Origin of the sequence: Crystallibacter degradans, from assembly GCF_012952295.1 — a bacterium.
Taxonomy (GTDB): domain Bacteria; phylum Actinomycetota; class Actinomycetes; order Actinomycetales; family Micrococcaceae; genus Crystallibacter; species Crystallibacter degradans.
Genome location: NZ_JABBCH010000002.1, coordinates 437,041 through 452,973 on the forward strand (window position 1 = coordinate 437,041; position 15,933 = coordinate 452,973).

Annotated in this window: 14 protein-coding genes; 6 read left to right on the top strand and 8 right to left on the bottom strand. The window is 65.0% G+C overall.

Going from position 1 to position 15,933, the window contains the following annotated elements; all coding sequences use genetic code 11:
* Positions 1 to 8 precede the first annotated feature (8 nt).
* A complete protein-coding gene (locus HGO92_RS05780; RefSeq protein WP_240974425.1) occupies positions 9 to 998 on the top strand; it encodes an NAD(P)/FAD-dependent oxidoreductase in 990 nt (329 codons plus the stop codon).
* 10 nt (positions 999 to 1,008) lie between these two features.
* On the opposite strand, the gene HGO92_RS05785 is transcribed toward HGO92_RS05780, so the two are convergent.
* From HGO92_RS05785 to HGO92_RS05795, 3 genes are read right to left on the bottom strand one after another with little or no spacing between them, the layout of a single operon-like run.
* Positions 1,009 to 1,815, bottom strand: a complete 807-nt coding sequence (locus tag HGO92_RS05785; protein WP_169992730.1) for a nitrilase-related carbon-nitrogen hydrolase — start codon at positions 1,813 to 1,815, stop codon at positions 1,009 to 1,011.
* A 37-nt stretch (positions 1,816 to 1,852) separates the two neighbouring features.
* Entirely contained in the window at positions 1,853 to 3,211 is a 1,359-nt protein-coding gene (locus HGO92_RS05790) for an APC family permease (protein WP_346768867.1), read from the bottom strand.
* The gene (locus HGO92_RS05795; RefSeq protein WP_169992732.1) at positions 3,208 to 4,098 is read right to left on the bottom strand and encodes a carbon-nitrogen hydrolase family protein; all 891 of its coding nucleotides are present in this window, start codon (positions 4,096 to 4,098) and stop codon (positions 3,208 to 3,210) included. Before HGO92_RS05795 ends, HGO92_RS05790 begins: the two co-directional genes overlap by 4 nt.
* Before the next feature lie 98 nt (positions 4,099 to 4,196).
* Here HGO92_RS05795 and HGO92_RS05800 point away from each other — a divergent pair, with 98 nt between their 5' ends.
* Positions 4,197 to 4,949: a FadR/GntR family transcriptional regulator gene (locus HGO92_RS05800; protein ID WP_169992734.1), complete on the top strand. Its 753-nt coding sequence runs from the start codon at positions 4,197 to 4,199 to the stop codon at positions 4,947 to 4,949.
* A gap of 15 nt (positions 4,950 to 4,964) precedes the next feature.
* Here the strand turns inward: HGO92_RS05800 and HGO92_RS05805 are convergent, their stop codons facing one another.
* The gene (locus HGO92_RS05805; RefSeq protein ID WP_169992736.1) at positions 4,965 to 5,891 is read right to left on the bottom strand and encodes an NADP-dependent oxidoreductase; all 927 of its coding nucleotides are present in this window, start codon (positions 5,889 to 5,891) and stop codon (positions 4,965 to 4,967) included.
* A 296-nt stretch (positions 5,892 to 6,187) separates the two neighbouring features.
* Between HGO92_RS05805 and HGO92_RS05810 the strand changes: the two genes are divergently transcribed.
* Both HGO92_RS05810 and HGO92_RS05815 read left to right on the top strand, forming a co-directional pair.
* Positions 6,188 to 7,627 (top strand): aldehyde dehydrogenase family protein, encoded by a 1,440-nt coding sequence (locus HGO92_RS05810; protein WP_169992738.1) that lies wholly within the window; start codon positions 6,188 to 6,190, stop codon positions 7,625 to 7,627.
* On the top strand, positions 7,624 to 9,210 hold the full coding sequence (locus tag HGO92_RS05815; protein ID WP_169992740.1) for a GMC family oxidoreductase N-terminal domain-containing protein: 1,587 nt from the start codon (positions 7,624 to 7,626) through the stop codon (positions 9,208 to 9,210). The genes HGO92_RS05810 and HGO92_RS05815 overlap by 4 nt, the downstream gene beginning before the upstream one ends.
* Before the next feature lie 65 nt (positions 9,211 to 9,275).
* On the opposite strand, the gene HGO92_RS05820 is transcribed toward HGO92_RS05815, so the two are convergent.
* The 3 genes from HGO92_RS05820 to HGO92_RS05830 all read right to left on the bottom strand — a co-directional run bounded on the left by HGO92_RS05820 (position 9,276) and on the right by HGO92_RS05830 (position 12,322).
* Complete coding sequence (locus HGO92_RS05820; RefSeq protein ID WP_169992742.1) at positions 9,276 to 10,337, bottom strand: 2,3-butanediol dehydrogenase; 1,062 nt, start codon at positions 10,335 to 10,337, stop codon at positions 9,276 to 9,278.
* A gap of 107 nt (positions 10,338 to 10,444) precedes the next feature.
* Complete coding sequence (locus HGO92_RS05825) at positions 10,445 to 11,080, bottom strand: TRIC cation channel family protein (protein ID WP_169992744.1); 636 nt, start codon at positions 11,078 to 11,080, stop codon at positions 10,445 to 10,447.
* A gap of 18 nt (positions 11,081 to 11,098) precedes the next feature.
* Positions 11,099 to 12,322 carry an amidohydrolase gene (locus HGO92_RS05830; protein ID WP_169992745.1) on the bottom strand — a complete coding sequence of 408 codons (1,224 nt, stop codon included), beginning with the start codon at positions 12,320 to 12,322 and terminating at the stop codon, positions 11,099 to 11,101.
* A gap of 267 nt (positions 12,323 to 12,589) precedes the next feature.
* Here HGO92_RS05830 and HGO92_RS05835 point away from each other — a divergent pair, with 267 nt between their 5' ends.
* Entirely contained in the window at positions 12,590 to 12,862 is a 273-nt protein-coding gene (locus tag HGO92_RS05835; RefSeq protein WP_205834193.1) for a hypothetical protein, read from the top strand.
* A 68-nt stretch (positions 12,863 to 12,930) separates the two neighbouring features.
* Here the strand turns inward: HGO92_RS05835 and HGO92_RS05840 are convergent, their stop codons facing one another.
* Positions 12,931 to 13,344 (bottom strand): DoxX family protein, encoded by a 414-nt coding sequence (locus tag HGO92_RS05840; RefSeq protein ID WP_169992749.1) that lies wholly within the window; start codon positions 13,342 to 13,344, stop codon positions 12,931 to 12,933.
* Between the two features lie 230 nt (positions 13,345 to 13,574).
* Between HGO92_RS05840 and treS the strand changes: the two genes are divergently transcribed.
* Entirely contained in the window at positions 13,575 to 15,920 is a 2,346-nt protein-coding gene (treS, locus tag HGO92_RS05845) for a maltose alpha-D-glucosyltransferase (RefSeq protein ID WP_169992751.1), read from the top strand.
* The last annotated feature ends 13 nt before the right edge of the window (positions 15,921 to 15,933 follow it).

Below are 15,933 nucleotides of genomic sequence, written 5' to 3' on the forward strand. Positions count from 1 at the left end.
ACAAAGACATGACTGAAACAATGGAAACTGTGCCAGCCAAGGAGCTGTACGACGTCGTTATTGTGGGCGGGGGTGCTGCGGGGCTGGGTGCCGCGCTGACGCTGGCCCGCGCTCGCCGCTCGGTGCTGATCATCGATTCGGGCGAGGCGCGGAACGCCCCGGCCGGCCACGTGCACAACTACCTTGGCCGCGAGGGTACTCCGCCGGGCGAGCTGTACGCCATTGGCCGCGAAGAAGTTCTCGGCTACGGTGCGGAGATTGTCTCGGGAACGGTGACCACCGCGCACAAGGAGAACGGCGGCGGATTCCGGGTGGGGATCGGCGGCGGACGTTCCGTGCGGAGCCGGCGTCTCCTGGTAACGACAGGTTTGGTTGATGGTCTGCCTGCCATCGAGGGTCTCGCGGATCGGTGGGGACGCGACATAGTGCACTGCCCGTACTGCCATGGCTGGGAAGTCCGCGACCAAGCCATCGGGGTCATCGCTGTGAACATCGGGTTGGCCATGCACCAAGCGCTGCTGTGGCACCAGTGGACCGATGACGTGACACTATTCCTGCACACCGCCGAGGCGCCTTCGCCCGAGCAGGCGGAGCAGTTGGAGGCACGCGGTATCACGGTGGTTACCGGCGAGGTCGCCGCGGTGGAGACGGAGTCGGACGTGCTGGCAGGTGTCCGGCTGGCAAGCGGGGAAGTCTTTGCCCGGCAGGCGGTTGCGGTCGCGACCCGGATGGATGCGCGGGTTGGCTTCCTTGACGATCTGGGACTGGAAACAGCGGAGCAGAATTTCGGCGACTTCGTGATGGGAACCTTCGTTCCGTCCGAGCCGACCGGGGCCACGTCCGTGCCGGGCGTCTACGTCGCCGGCAACGTCACCAACCTGTCGGCCCAGGTGATTGTGGCCGCAGCCGCGGGCGTCAATACGGGCGCCATGATCAATGCCGACCTGATGCTCGAAGACACGCGGCTGGCGGTGGAAGCCCGGGCAGTGACTGTCTAGTTTGAGCCGGTTATCCTGCGCGGCTTTTGTGCTGCGGCAGGAGGCGCCGCTGGCGGGACACGGGAAATTCGTTCCGGACGCTCGTGACGGCATCCAGCGGGATGTCCGCGACGATCAGTGCGGGATCCACACCGAGCTCCTCGATGACGGCACCCATGGGGTCCAGCAGCACGCTGTGCCCAATGGAGACGGGCGGAGCCTGGCACGCTCCGGCCAAGTAGACGCCGTTCTCTATTGCGCGGGCGGCGGTGAGCGAGCGCCACTGGTTGGTCTTATGCTTGCCGGGAACCCAGGCGGCGCAGGTGAGCAGGACCTCAGCGCCGGCGTCGGACAATGATCTTGCCAGCTCCGGGAACCGCAGGTCGTAGCAGGTCATCAGGCCAAACCGGACGCCGTCGAAATCGAAGAACGTCGGCTCCACTAAAGGCGCCGGCTTGATGAAGGTGGACTCGGCGTAGCCCTGCGCATCGAAGAGGTGGATTTTCCGGTACACGGCCAGCCGTCTGCCGTCCGGCCCGAAGGCCACCAGCGTGTTGTAGGCGCGGCCGCTCTCGTCGCTGGTTTCGACCACACCGGCGACGAGAGCGATGCCATGCGCCTGGGCAATGCGCGACAATTCGGAGCAGACCGGCCCGTCCAGCGGCTCGGCTACCTCCGGGAAGGAGGCGTCCAGTACCTTCTTCTCGTACGTGGCGTACTCCGGCAGGATCAGGATCCGGGCGCCGCCCTCAGCGGCTTGCCGGGCAAAGCCTGCGATGGCCGCGAGATTGCCAGTGATGTCCGTTCCGGACGCCAGCTGGCCTAGAGCGATGCGCACGGTCCGCGCTCCTTCCGTCGTGATAACAGGTGCAGGCTCAGGCAGCGACTTCTTCGGTCGCCTTCATCTCCGGCGGCGCCTTGCGGAAGCCACGGGTGATGACGGCAAGGACGATGACGCCGACCGCCAGCCAGGACAGCCCCAGCGTAATGGCGTTGCTGTCCAGCCGGGAGAGCAGGTACGCGCAGACAATAGCGCCGACGGCGGGAATCACCACGTAGCTGAGCGGGTTCAGCATGTTCCCGGCACGTCGCTGCCGGACAAAGTGGAAGACCACCGAAAGGTTGACCAGGGTAAATGCCGTGAAGGCGCCGAAGTTGATGAACGACGTCGAGGTCGCGACATCGAGGAAGATCGCGATGAGGCCCACCGTGCCGGTGATGATCAGGTTCAGTACCGGCGTGTGGAAGCGCGGGTTGAGCCGACCGAACACAGCCTTGGGGAGCACCGAGTCCCGGCCCATGGCGTAGAGCAGCCGCGAGGCGCTGGCCTGTGCCGCCAGTCCGGAGGCGAACTGGGCAACCACCAGACCGGCGAGGAAGACGGCGCCGAAAAGCTGGCCGCCGATCTGTACCGCGATCTCGCTCGCCGCGGAGGCAGAGTCTTCGAAAACACCACCCGGGTGGACCAGTTGGGTGAAGTACGAGACGACGATGAAAATGCCGCCGCCGATCAGCGCGATCAACATGATGGCGCGCGGCATGTTCTTGCGCGGCTCAACGGTCTCCTCTGTCAGGGTGGTGACTGCGTCGAAGCCGAGGAAGGAATAAGCGGCGATCGCGGCGCCGGCGGTAATCGCGCCGAAGCCGGAGTCCGGATTCATGAACGGCTCCGGGCTGACGAGGGCGCCGGCGCCGGAATTGCCCACCACGTGCCCGATGGACAGCGCCACGAAGAAGACGATGACCAGCAGCTGGAATGCCATCAGCAGGTAGTTCGCCTTGTCCGCCACTTTGATGCCGAGGACGTTCAGCGCCGTCGTAATCAGGATGAACCCGACGATCCACAACGCAAACGGCACACCGGGGAACTGGGCAGACAGGTAGGCGCCGCCGATCAGCCAGATCACCATCGGCAGGAACAGGTAGTCCAGCAGGATGGCCCAGCCGACCAGGAATCCTGCCCGCGAATCGATCGACTTGCGGACATAAGTGTAGGCGGAGCCGGCCACGGGATAGGTGACGGCCATGCGGCCGTAGCTGTGCGCCGTGAAGAGCATGGCGATCAGGGCGACGAGGTAGGCCGACGGCGAGGCGCCGCCTGTGGCCTCGGCGATGACGCCGAAAATGCCCAGCACGATGAGCGGGGTGAGGTACGCCAGTCCGAAGAGCACCAGCGAGGGCAGCTTCAGGGTGCGGGTCAGCGTAGCCGATGAGGTTGAGGTTGGAGTGCTCACGGATTGTTCCTCAAATCGGGGGACTGCGGGGTCCAGGTGGCTGGATCGATGCGGCCTTGATAGACGGGGAAGCCGATGGCGGGCTCGCCGGAGTTGAACTGCGACCACATCCGGTTGACGCCTTCCGTGCCGTGCGTCCTGACGCGGTCGACGGCGGTCAAGTCCAGATCCGCTGCCAAGAGGGTTGGTTCGGCGTCGGGGGTCTCGACGATTGCATTGCCTTCCGGGTCAACAATCAGGCTGCGGCCCTGGCCGGTTGGGCCGGCGCAGTTGACGCTCACCACGAAGACCTGGTTCACGATGGCGTTGGCGCGTGCGAGCACTACTTCCTGTTTGCGGTCCGGGGAAGTGGTTTTTACGACATTAAGAATGACTTCCGCGCCCATCCACGCGAGCTGCCGGGTGGTTTCCGGGAACCACGCGTCGTAGCAGATGTTCAGGCCGACCCGCGTGGTGCCGTCCAGATCGACGACGGCGAAACGGTCGCCCGGATCGTACGGCTCGTGGGGACGCCACGGAAAGATCTTGCGGTAGTAGCCGGCCAGCTCGCCCTCGGGCGAGAGGACCAGTTGGGTGTTGAACAGCTGGCCTTCGGGTCCGCGCTCGCAGACGCTCCCCGGTACTAGCCAGATTCCAAGGTCCCCGGCCAGCTGCCTGAGTTCGGAGACGCGGGGTCCATCCAGCGGCTCGGCACTTTCCTGTAATGCCTCGGTGCGCTGCAGGTCGGGGTCGCCGTCGCCAAACAAGTGCAGTTCGGGGAAGACCACAAGCTTTGCGGACGGGTGATGCTCGAGGGCTTTGCTGGTTTCCTCGACGAAAGCGGAGATCGGTTCACCGATGAGGCGGGGCGGCGCCTGCGCGGCGACAAGGGGGAGGATGCGTTGCATGGTGCGGGCTTCCTGTTGATTGTTGTGACTTATGACATAATAGATCAAGTTGAACCAATAAGGGAAGTGGTGCATGTGCAGCTCGTAAGGTGGTGTCTATGAGCACCACAGTTGACTTGGTTGCGTCCCCCATCGAGGAGGGCCCACTGGCCGGTATTGATCGCAGGAGCGCAATCGATGCCGTCAGGTTGCGCATCGGTATGGCGATCCTGCTTGGGTTGCTCAAGCCGGGGGAACGGTTGCCGGACCAGAAGGATGTAGCACTCGGCCTCTCGGTCAGCCCGATCACGGCCCGCCGTGCGCTGACTTCCTTGGCCGAACAGGGCATAGTGGTGCGGCGTCGAGGACGGGGCGGCGGCACCTTTGTGGCGGACGAGCCCCCGCGCGAGATTCTGCAGGAGATCGCAGCTGCGCCCAGCGAGCTCGCGGCCATCCATAAGTTGGTGGACAAGAGACTGCTCTTCGAATGCTCGGTCTCCCACTTCGCCGCTCTCAATGCGAGTTCCAGGCAGCTGGATGAGCTGGAGAAGCTGACCGCTACGATGGCTGAGGCAACAGGGTGGTCCGAGTACCATCAGGCCGACGACGAGTTCCACCGCCTGGTTGCGAGTGCATCGGGGCTAGGCAGCGCAGTCGACGAGTACAACCACGCGCTGGCAGAGCTGTACGCCTACTTTTTGCCTTATCCCATCGAGCATTTGCACGCTTCAAACCGCGACCATATCCGCCTTGTCGAAGCACTTCGGGGGAGGGACGTTTGCTCCGCCGTCGAGGTTTCCCGCAATCATGTCGGCATCCTGCATCAGACCATGTTCATGGGGCTGTTGGAGGAGCGGCAGGCGGATCCGTAGATGGCGCAGCGGATGCTACAAGGTAAACGGTGTGAGGACGGTTTTCCCGCTCGTGTTGCCCTCCATGTTGGCGCGAAACGCGTCTGCGGCCTGTTCCATTGGGTAGGTCCGACCGACATCTACAGCCAGTTTGCCTGCGTCGGCCAGGGCGGAAAGGCGGTCGAGTTCCTGCGCGGAAGGGCGCACCCACACGTAGCTGCCACCTCGTTCTGCGGCACCCGGATCCGCGATCGATGCATGTCGGCCCCCTTTCCGCAGCAAGGCCAGCGTGTCTTCCAGGGCGCCGCCAATGAAATCCGCCACGGCGTCGACTCCTTCGGGCGCGAGTTTCCGGACGCGGGAGACAAGACCATCGCCATACACCACGGGTTCCGCGCCCAGTTCGCGCAGCCGCTCGTGGTGCTTCTCCGATGCGGTGGCGATCACGCGGGCGCCTCGTTCCACGCCCAACTGAACCGCGATCCGGCCAACGCCGCCGGACCCATTGTGGATCAGCAGTGTCTCGGTAGCGCGGACTGCCAAGGTGTCCAGCGTCCGTTGCGCGGTCATCCCGGTAAGCGGCAGCCCCGCGGCCTCCTCCCAACTGAGTGACATCGGTTTTCGAGCCACCATGTGCACGGGGAGGGCGACCAGATCGGCGAACGTGCCGCCGCTCACCGAGTCCCGCCGACCGTAAGCGTAGACCTCGTCGCCTGGGGAGAATTCCGGAGTGTCGAAGCCCGTTGCCTCCACCACTCCAGCCACATCCCAGCCGGGAATAACCGGGAAATGAACGTCCATGATTGCATCCAGACCGCCGGACATCACCTTCCAGTCCACAGGATTTACTCCAGCGGCCTTCACCCGGATCAGGACCGAGCCCGGCGCAACTTTGGGCGCCGGAGCCTCTGAAACTGCCAGCACTTCAGGTCCGCCGTAGCGTGCATATGTCATAGCCTTCATGGTCGCCACCCTACCGTCGGAAGCCGGGATGGATGGGCCGTCGTCCAATTCTGCGCAGCGTCCCATGTTTCAAAAGGACCCGCGATGTTCCCACATGTCAGCGCCTTGCTTGAAGGCTAAAGATGGGAAGTCAGGCCGAAACTTGGGAAGTTATGGCTTCGAAAGTGAACTTCGGCGCTGGTAGACAAGGGGCCTGCCGGGAAACACAAGACGGTGCACTGTGGTCCAAGGCACAGTGGGGAGTGAGCGACTACCGCGCCGGAGTCAGACCGGCGCCGATTGAACAGGAGACGTCAATGTCGGCCCAGACCGAGACCCAGAGCACCGCCTTCCAGACCTACCAGGACCTGCTGGCCGCAATCGCGCCGACGGGGGAGTCCCGGCCGATCAAGGATCCGGCCACGGGCGAAGTCGTCGCCGAAGCCCCCGTCCACACCACCGAGGATCTGGATGCCGCCGTCGCTGCCGCCCGTGCGGCTCAGCCGGAATGGGCCGCGTTGGGGCACGAGAAGCGCAGTGAGTACTTGAACAAGGCCGCGGACGCCATTGAGGCTTCAGCCGAGGCGCTCGCAGAGCTGCTCTCACGGGAACAGGGCAAGCCGCTGAACGGCCCGAACGCGCGCTTCGAGGTCGGTGCCTGCGCCGCCTGGCTGCGCGCCACGGCGTCGTTCGTCCTGAAGCCCGAGGTTGTGGTGGACGACGGTGAAAGCTACGCCGAGGTGCATTACCGCCCGCTCGGCGTCGTCGGTGCCATCGGCCCGTGGAACTGGCCGATGATGATCAGCGTCTGGCAGCTCGCGCCCTCGCTGCGGATGGGCAACACCGTGGTGGTGAAGCCGTCCGAATACACGCCGCTGAGCGTGCTGGCGCTGGCCGCGGTGATCAACCAGGCGCTGCCGGCGGACCTGCTGCACGTGGTCTCCGGCGGCCGCGAGGTCGGCGAGGCACTGGCCTCCCACCCGGAGATCGACAAGGTGATGTTCACCGGCTCCACCGCCACCGGCAAGGCCATCATCCGCTCCTCCGCGGACACCGTGAAGCGGCTGACCCTGGAGCTCGGCGGCAACGACGCCGGTATCGTGCTCGAGGACGCGGACCCGAAGGCCATCGCGCAGGATCTGTTCTGGGGCGCGTTCATCAACACCGGCCAGACCTGCGCCGCGCTCAAGCGCCTTTACGTCCACGACTCGCTCTACGACCAGGTCTGCGAGGAACTGGTCGAGGTCGCCAAGGCCATGCCCATGGGTGTGGGGCTGGACGAGAACAATGTGCTTGGCCCGCTGCAGAACAAGGCCCAGTTCGACATCGTCGCGGACCTGGTCCAGAAGGCCAAGGACAGCGGGGCCAAGGTGCTTACCGGCGGCAACCCGGAGGCCGGCCAGCCCGGCTATTTCTACCCGACCACCCTCATCGCGGAAATCGAGAACGACAACCCGCTGGTGGCCCAGGAACAGTTCGGCCCGGCTCTGCCGATCATCCGCTACAACACCGTGGACGAAGCCATCAGCATGGCCAACGGGCTCGACGTCGGCCTCGGCGCCTCGGTCTGGTCCTCTGACCCGGCCAAGGCCCGCGAAGTCGCCGCACGGATCGAGGCCGGGACGGTCTGGATCAACAAGCACGGCGCCGTTGACCCGCGCGTCCCGTTCGGCGGCGCCAAGCAGTCCGGCTACGGCCTCGAATTCGGCATCGCCGGCCTCAAGGCCCTCGGCACCCCGCAGGTGATCAGCCAGTGAACGCCGAGGAGTTCGACTACATCGTTGTCGGTGCAGGCTCGGCGGGCAACGTTATCGCCCGCCGCCTGCTCGACGCGGGCAAGCGCATTGCCGTCCTCGAGGCCGGCGATGATGACACCAATCCCAACATCGCGCACCTCTACAACCTCGGCGCCCTCTGGCACAGCCCGCAGGACTGGGACTACCAGACCACCGAGCAGCAGGGGTGCTCCGGCCGCACGCTTCACCTGCCGCGCGGCAAGGTGATGGGCGGCTCGCACGCCCTGAACGCCACCATCTGGGTCCGCGGTGCCAAGCAGGACTACGACACCTGGGCCTATCTGGGCTGCCCCGGCTGGTCCTGGGAAGACGTGCTGCCGGTGTTCAAAACAATTGAAAAGTACGACGGCGGCGCCTCCGATACGCGCGGAGCCTCGGGTCTGCTTGATGTCACCCAGGACTTCCCGCGCAATCCTATCCAGGAAGCCATGCTGGAAGGGGCGGTGGAAACGGGCATCAAGCTCAACGAGGACTACAACTCGGGGGACGTCGAGGGTGTGTCCCGGATGCAGCTCAACGTCCGGGACGGGCAGCGCTTCAATACCTGGCACGCCTACCTCAAGCCGGTGGTCGACAACGCGAACCTCACGCTGCTCACCGGCGCGCACGTCCGCCGGCTGATCATTGAGAACGGCACGGTTGCCGGCGCCGAGTTCGAGCACGATGGCGAAACAAAGACGCTGCGGGCACAGGAGACCATCCTGTCTGCCGGTGCCATCAACTCGGCGGAGCTGCTGCTGCGCTCGGGTATCGGACCGGCCGACGAACTGCGCGAAGCCGGCGTCCGCCCGGTGCACGATCTGCCCGGCGTGGGGAAGAACCTGCAGGACCATCTGCTCTCCCCGGTGGTCTTCACTACGAGCAAGCCGGTGCCGGCTTCGGAAGTGGCGCCGGCGGAGGTGCACTTCTTCGCGAAGAGCCAACCGGATCTGGCGGTGCCCGATACCCAGCCGATCTTCTTCTCGGTGCCCATGTACTCGCAGGGCTACGGGAAGGGCGAGATGACCGGGCCGGAGAACGGTTTCTCGATGCTCGGCGGGCTGGTGCGGCCGCAGAGCCGCGGCGAAATCCGCCTCACCGGGCCGAAAGCCAGCGATCCGATCACCATCGACCTCGGCGCCCTGTCGGAACAGGCCGACGTCGACGCCCTGGTTGCATCGGTCCGGCAGTGCCGGGAGATCGGGCGCAGTTCGGCGCTGGCGGACTGGGGCGCGGAGGAATTCTATCCCGGCCCGGAGGTCTCGGACAGCGACGAGGACCTGGAGCAGTACGTACGCGATTCCGTGGTGACCTACCACCACCAGGTCGGTACTTGCCGGATGGGGCTGGACCAGGACGCTGTGGTGGATCCGCGCACGCTCAAGGTGCATGGACTCAACGGCGTGCGGATCGCCGATGCGTCCATCATGCCGCTGGTGCCCACCGGGAACACCAACGCCCCGACGATCATGATCGGCGAACGCGCCGCGGCCCTGCTGGTGAACGAGGCAGCTGCCGTGACCGACGAGGCTGCGGCTGTACCAAGCGGGGCGGTCACGGTCTAAGAGGCCGCAAGACGTAAGCAACCCTCCGCCGTCGTTAGTCAGCGGAGGGTTGCCTGCGTCCCCGGTCATTCGTTCGGGTTCACCAGGATCTTCACGTGTTCCTCGTTGTTGTTGATGAGCTGCTCGAAGCCGCCGGAGATGAGTTCGTCCAGCGGAATCTTGGCGGTGATGAACGGGGCCAGGTCGAGCTTGCCCTCCTGGACCAGCTTGATGGTGCTGGCGTGGTCATTGGCGTAGCCGATGGTGCCGCGCAGGTCGATCTCCTTGAGCACGAGGGACGGCATGTCCACCTCGGGCTTGTGGCCCCAGATCGAGACGTTGACGATGACGCCGCCGGGCCGGACCGCGTCCATCAGCATGTCCAGGACCACCGGAACGGAACTGCACTCGAAGCCGACGTCCGCGCCCTTCCCGCCGGTTAATTCACGGACCTTCGCCGCGACGTCGCCTTCCCGCGGGTCGAACACCTGATCGGCCACGCCGGTGTCACTGGCCATCTTCTTGCGGGCCTCGCTGAGCTCCGAGATGTAGACGGTCAGGCCGGAGGCTTTGAGCACTCCGGCGGTCAGCAAACCGATGGGACCCGCGCCGCCGACAATGGCAGTGTCGCCCGATTTCGCCTCGCTGCGGACAAAGGCGTGGTGCCCCACCGACAGCGGTTCGATCAGGGCAGCCTGATCCAGAGGAATGTCCCCGATCGGGTGCACCCAGCGCCGCTCGACCACGATCTTCTCGGACAGTCCGCCGCCCCGGCCGCCCAGCCCAATGAAGTTCATGTCCTTGGACAGCTGGTACTCCTCGCCGGGACCGGTGTCGACGTCGTCGTGGATGATGTAGGGCTCGACGACGACGTTCTGGCCCACTTCCAGGTCGGTCACTCCGTCCCCGAGGGCGGTTATCGTGCCGGAGAACTCGTGTCCCATGGTCACGGGGGCCTCTTCGCCGGAGATGGGGTGGGGCGAACCCTTGGGCGGAATGAAGATGGGGCCCTCGAGGTACTCGTGCAGGTCGGTGCCGCAGATGCCGCACCAGGCGACGTCGATGGCGACAGTTCCCGGTTTGAGTTCCGGCTCCGGAATGTCCTCGATCCGGATATCCCTCTGATCGTAGTAGCGTGCAGCCTTCATGGCGGACCTCTTTCTTACGACGTCGGAATCTTCAGCCTACTGAGGATAGGGGACATTTTGAATGGCCGGCCGAAGGGGAAGCGCGACGCCGCTGGGCGAGAGGCTGCTCAGTCCGTGGCGGGCCCGACGTCTTCGGCCCCGCCCGCAAGCGGAACCCGCCAATCGAACCTCAGGGACAGCACCCGCAAACCGAAAACGAGGGCAGCAATCGCGGATCCGGTGTAGGCGTTGAACCAGCCCAGGTGGGAGAACAGGGTGACCAGCGAAGCGCCGAGCATGGCCGGCACGGCATACACACCGTGGGGGTTGAAGATCTGGGGCACCTCGTTGGCCACTACGTCGCGCAGCACGCCGCCGCCCACCGCCGTCGTAATTCCGAGCACTGCAGATGTCACCGGGCCCATGCCGGACTCCAGGGCCTTCAGCGTGCCGGTGACGCAGAACAGGGCCAGCCCGCCGGCGTCGAAAATGAGCAGTGTCCGCCGGAACCGCTGCACACCGAGTACATGGAAGTAGACCACGACGGCGGCCAGGACCGGGGCGAGCAGGTAGATCGGTTCGACGAAGGCTGTCGGCACGGACTGGGAGATGATCAGGTCGCGGATGACGCCGCCGCCGAGCCCCACCAGGGATCCGAGCAGCAGGGAACCGACAATGTCGAAGTTCCGGCGGGCGGCCAAGAGGCAGCCGGACATGGCAAAGAAGAACGTGCCGAGCAGGTCCAGTATCAGCAGGATGTCCACGGCTGCGTTCCTTGCTGCTTAACGCCCAAGACCGACCTTGGACAGGATTGCCGCCACGGCGGCGCGGGCACCGGTGGAGAGCGTCGGTTCCATCACCGGGGCGAAGAGCGGCGAATGGTTGACCGGGATGTGCTCGGCGGCCAGGGTTTCCGCCGGGTGGCCGCCGAAGAACCAGTAGACGGAAGGAACGCCGATGGGCTCGACCAGGTTGCCGAAGTCTTCCGAGGCCATCACCGGTTCCCCCTCGATGACGTTTTCTTCGCCGAGCTCCTGCCGCAGCGCTTTGACGACGTCGTCGGTTGCCTCTTGGTCGTTGGAGTTCGGCGGGAAGGAGTAGAGCTCCTCGATGGTTGGTTCGGGCGCGTTGGACGCATCGGCCTCCGCTTTGATGATGCGCCGCAGCGCGCCGAGCACAGTGGCGCGCACCGTCTCGTCGAAGGTGCGGACGTTGAGGGTGAATTCGGCGCTGGCGGGAATGATGTTTTCCTTCAGCCCGCCGTGGAAGGTGCCGACGGTGACCACGGCCGAGCGGCGGGGATCCACCTCGCGGGACACGATGGTCTGGATGCGGGTGATGATGTGGGCGCCGAGCACGATCGGGTCGATGGAGTCCTGCGGTTGGGAGCCGTGGGACTGGCGGCCATGCAGGGTGACCTTCCAGGAATCCGCCTGCGTCATGGGGTAGCCGTGCACGTATTGGACGGTGCCTGCCAGCCCCGGCATGACATGCTGGCCGAAAATTACCTCCGGCTTCGGCGCCTTCGCCCACAGGCCGTCCTCGACCATCGCCTTGGCACCGGCCGCGGTTTCCTCACCGGGCTGGAAGATGAACACGATGGTTCCTGCCCACCGGTCCTTGGCGCCGGCGAGGAGTTGGGCGGCCGTGAGCAGAGCGGCGGCGTGGGCGTCGTGGCCGCAACCGTGCATGACGGGAACTTCAGCGCCGTCCGCCAGGGTGCCGGTAGCGGTGCTGGCATAGGGCAGGCCGGTGTCTTCTTTGATCGGCAGCGCGTCGATATCGGCGCGGAACGCCACCACCGGTCCTTCGCCGTTGCGCAGCACGCCGACGACGCCGGTGCCGCCGCATAGGAAGGTATCGATCCCGCATTGCTCCAGCTCGGCCTGTACCAGCGCGGCGGTCCGGTGCTCCTGCATGGAGAGCTCGGGATGCTCGTGCAGCTGGCGGTAGAGGTCATGCATGCGGGCGCGGTGCTCGTCGGTCAGCAGGACGGGTGCTGGCATTGTTTCCTCGGTTTCTCCAGGCGTTTCCACGGCAGTTAGCGGCTGCACAAGATGCCTGCGCCCAGCGGAGGGCGCGGTTCGACTCATCGTAACAACGGTCCCCAGTCCGGAGGCTTCATTACCGGTGCGAAGCGTTTGCGATTGTGGCAGCTGAAGGTGCCTGCCTCGCTTGACGCATTTACTGTCGATGGTTGACAAGTTAACTTGGAAACGTGTGGACCGAGCCGATGCCATGCGGGCGAGGAAGAAGTTTCTGAGGTGATAAAAATGCCGCGATCTGTGGAAGAAATTCTCAAACATTCCGAGGAACTGGCCAAGAGGTTCGAGGACTATGAACCTCGCGCCGACGATGAACGCGACGTTGATGCAGTGGTGTCGCTCCGCGACGCAGTCATGGAGCGGTCCGAGGCGGAGCGGCATGTGGGTGAGGCGGTTGCAAAGGCGCGAACTGCGGGACTGCCTTGGTCCACGATCGGAACCTTCATCGGGACCTCCGGAGAAGCTGCGCGTCAGCGCTACGGCAAAGCGCCCGCTCGATAAGCCCCTGGCGCTTGTTCAGGCGGAGGGGTGCGCACGGCCGACCGTGGACGGAGAGGAGAGGGGCAGGTTCAGAGCAGTCGCGTGCGCCACGCCCAAACCACGAGTGGAACCTGCAACGGCAGCCGGAGGCTGTGGATGATGCGTGCCCGTTTGGTGCCATCCGGCCCGAACGCGCGCTTCAAGGCACTTAGGTGTCCGGCGGTGAAACCGGCGAACATCACCGAGGTGCAGGTGCCCGCCGCGTGCCTGGTCTGCGGGATCAGCAGCCCGGCGGCGGCTGCGAATTCCAAGACTCCGCTGATCCGGATCCAGCCATCGCGGGTGAGCGGCCCCGAGGCGAACGTGATGGCCGGCGGCACAACAGGGTAGTAGAAACCCGGCCTGACGAAGTGGTTGGCTGCGCTCGCGGCGAGCAGTGCGGCTAGACCGAGCACGCCGGCAGGGAGCTTGGCGGCCGCCGCGGAGTTCGAAGGAGGCGTCATCTGCTCACTGTACGTGGAAGCCGGCCACGTGCCGCCGTCGTTGTAGGGACATGAATTGTGGCGGAGCTTCCATAAATCGGATGTGACCCTGCGGACATTACGCACGCCACGCCATGGTTTTGTCCGTTGCAGACCTGATTGCGGAGGTGCACTGGTCTCGTTTCCCTGCGTCTGGCAGTGTGGAAGAAGTCAGTACTGGCCGGTGCCTGCAGGATCAAGGAGATATCTCGATGGTCGATTCGCTTTCTTCGACGGAACACCTTGACGACGGCTCTGGCGGTGGCCCCGAGGCTGCCGAACTTGATGCCGTGCAGGAGGAAGCGCTCGAGGCGCCCATCCCGGAGATCAACTTCGATGAGCAGTTCTATCCGGCGCGTCCGCGGGCTTTGCGTCCCAAGGCCCGGCGGCGCCACTTCAATCCCGGGCAGCCGCCGTTCGAGCCGGACGCCCGCAACAACGTTTACGTCGAGTGGCTGCGGAACCAGTCCATGCTGGGCGACGCCAAGGTGCTGGCCCGCCAGCTCTCGGGCCAGGCCAGTATGTGGCAGAACCCCTTCGCCTGGCCGAACCCGCGGGCCGCGGTGGAGCGCGCCTCGGTGTGGTTCACGGCGTACCCGCTGTCCTTCATGACCAAGCCCGGGCAGTCCTTCCTCGGGGCTTTGGGGGATGCGGACCTGTGGGAGGCGTTCGAGAAGATCGGCATCAACGCCATCCATACCGGGCCGGTGAAACTCGCCGGTGGGCTCACCGGCTGGGAGCAGACACCCAGTGTGGACGGCCACTTCGACCGGATCAGCATGGCTATCGATCCGATGTTCGGGACCGAGGACGAGTTCCGCGAGATGTGCCAGGTTGCCAACGACCATGGCGGAACGATCGTGGATGACATCGTGCCCGGGCACACCGGGAAGGGCGCTGACTTCCGGCTGGCCGAGATGAACTTCAAGGACTATCCGGGCATTTACCATATGATCGACATCCCCGAGTCGGACTGGCACCTGCTGCCGGACGTGCCGGACGGCGAAGATGCGGTCAACATCGACGCCGAAACCGAACGCGCTCTCCAGAAGGCCGGTTACATCATCGGCGAACTGCAGCGGGTCATCTTCTACGAGCCCGGCGTCAAGGAAACAAACTGGAGCGCCACCGGCCCGGTCCTGGACACCACCGGCCAACTGCGGCGGTGGGTGTACCTGCACTACTTCAAGGCGGGCCAGCCGTCGATCAACTGGCTGGATCCAACCTTCTCCGGCATGCGCCTAGTGATGGGCGACGCCCTGCACTCGCTGGTGGACCTGGGAACCGGCGCGCTGCGGCTGGATGCCAATGGTTTCCTGGGTGTGGAGAAGAGTGCCGAGGAGACGCCGGGCTGGTCGGAGGGCCATCCGATTTCCGAGGCCGCGAACCAGATCATCGGCAGCATGGTCCGCAAGGTCGGCGGGTTCACGTTCCAGGAACTGAACCTGAGCATCGACGACATCAAGTCCACCTCCGCCAACGGCCCCGACCTGTCCTACGACTTTGTCACCCGCCCCGGCTACCACCACGCCCTGGTCACCGCGGATACCGAATTCCTCCGGCTGACCCTGCGCCTGGCCATGGAGATCGGTGTGGACCAGGCCTCCCTGGTCCACGCGCTGCAGAACCATGACGAACTGACCTATGAGCTGGTGCACTTCACCACCAAGCACAAAGACGATATCTATGAGCTCGACGGCGAGGAGCTGACCGGAGCCGAACTCGCCTTCAAGGTGCAGCAGACCTTGCGTGACGGCATCACCGGTGAAGCCGCTCCTTATAACTTGGTCTTTACCGCCAACGGCATTGCGTGTACGACGGCGAGCGTGATCACCGCGGTACTGGGCATCAAGGACCTGAGCACTATCACCCCGGAACAGACCATCGAGGTCCGTAAGGTGCACCTGCTGCTGGCCATGTACAACGCGCTGCAGCCGGGAGTCTTCGCGCTCTCCGGGTGGGACCTGTGCGGCATGCTGACGCTGGACCGGTCACAGGTTGCCCCGTTGCTGTCCCGCGGCGATACGCGCTGGATCAACCGGGGTGCCCATGACCTGATGGGCGTCAACAACACCGGACAGGCTCCGACCTCCGGCATGCCCAGGGCCGTCAGCCTGTACGGGACGCTGCCGGACCAGCTCGCGGACGAGTCCTCCTTCGCCCGGCAGCTGGCCAAAATCCTGGCCGTCCGCGAACAGTACGGCATTGCCAAGAGCGCGCTGCTCGATGTTCCGGATGTCTCGCATCGGGGCATGCTCGTCATGGTGCACCAGCTCGAATCGGGTCACTGCGAAGTCACGGTCCTGAACTTCTCGGACCAGGAGATGGCTGGCACGGTGCGCTCCGAGCAGTTGGAAACCGGAGCTTTGGTGACCGACCTGTTCAGCGGCGAAGAGGTGGGCAGTGTGGATGACCTGCACAGTTTCTACATCCAGCTGGAGCCGTACCAGGGGACCGCACTGCTGGTGACCCTGCCCGCAGAAGAGGAACCCGACGCTGAGGCAGAGACAGAGGCAGAGGCGGGCACGGATAAGGACGCAGGCGCGGCTGCGGACTAAAGCTGCCGCCGCA

Excerpts from the sequence above, each read along its gene's own strand:
- HGO92_RS05810 (WP_169992738.1), top strand. The coding sequence starts at position 6,188 with ATGTCGGCCCAGACCGAGACCCAGAGCACCGCCTTCCAGACCTACCAG.
- HGO92_RS05830 (WP_169992745.1), bottom strand. The coding sequence starts at position 12,322 with ATGCCAGCACCCGTCCTGCTGACCGACGAGCACCGCGCCCGCATGCAT.
- HGO92_RS05780 (WP_240974425.1), top strand. The coding sequence starts at position 9 with ATGACTGAAACAATGGAAACTGTGCCAGCCAAGGAGCTGTACGACGTC.
- HGO92_RS05835 (WP_205834193.1), top strand. The coding sequence starts at position 12,590 with ATGCCGCGATCTGTGGAAGAAATTCTCAAACATTCCGAGGAACTGGCC.
- HGO92_RS05795 (WP_169992732.1), bottom strand. The coding sequence starts at position 4,098 with ATGCAACGCATCCTCCCCCTTGTCGCCGCGCAGGCGCCGCCCCGCCTC.
- HGO92_RS05800 (WP_169992734.1), top strand. The coding sequence starts at position 4,197 with ATGAGCACCACAGTTGACTTGGTTGCGTCCCCCATCGAGGAGGGCCCA.
- treS (WP_169992751.1), top strand. The coding sequence starts at position 13,575 with ATGGTCGATTCGCTTTCTTCGACGGAACACCTTGACGACGGCTCTGGC.
- HGO92_RS05820 (WP_169992742.1), bottom strand. The coding sequence starts at position 10,337 with ATGAAGGCTGCACGCTACTACGATCAGAGGGATATCCGGATCGAGGAC.
- HGO92_RS05840 (WP_169992749.1), bottom strand. The coding sequence starts at position 13,344 with ATGACGCCTCCTTCGAACTCCGCGGCGGCCGCCAAGCTCCCTGCCGGC.
- HGO92_RS05805 (WP_169992736.1), bottom strand. The coding sequence starts at position 5,891 with ATGAAGGCTATGACATATGCACGCTACGGCGGACCTGAAGTGCTGGCA.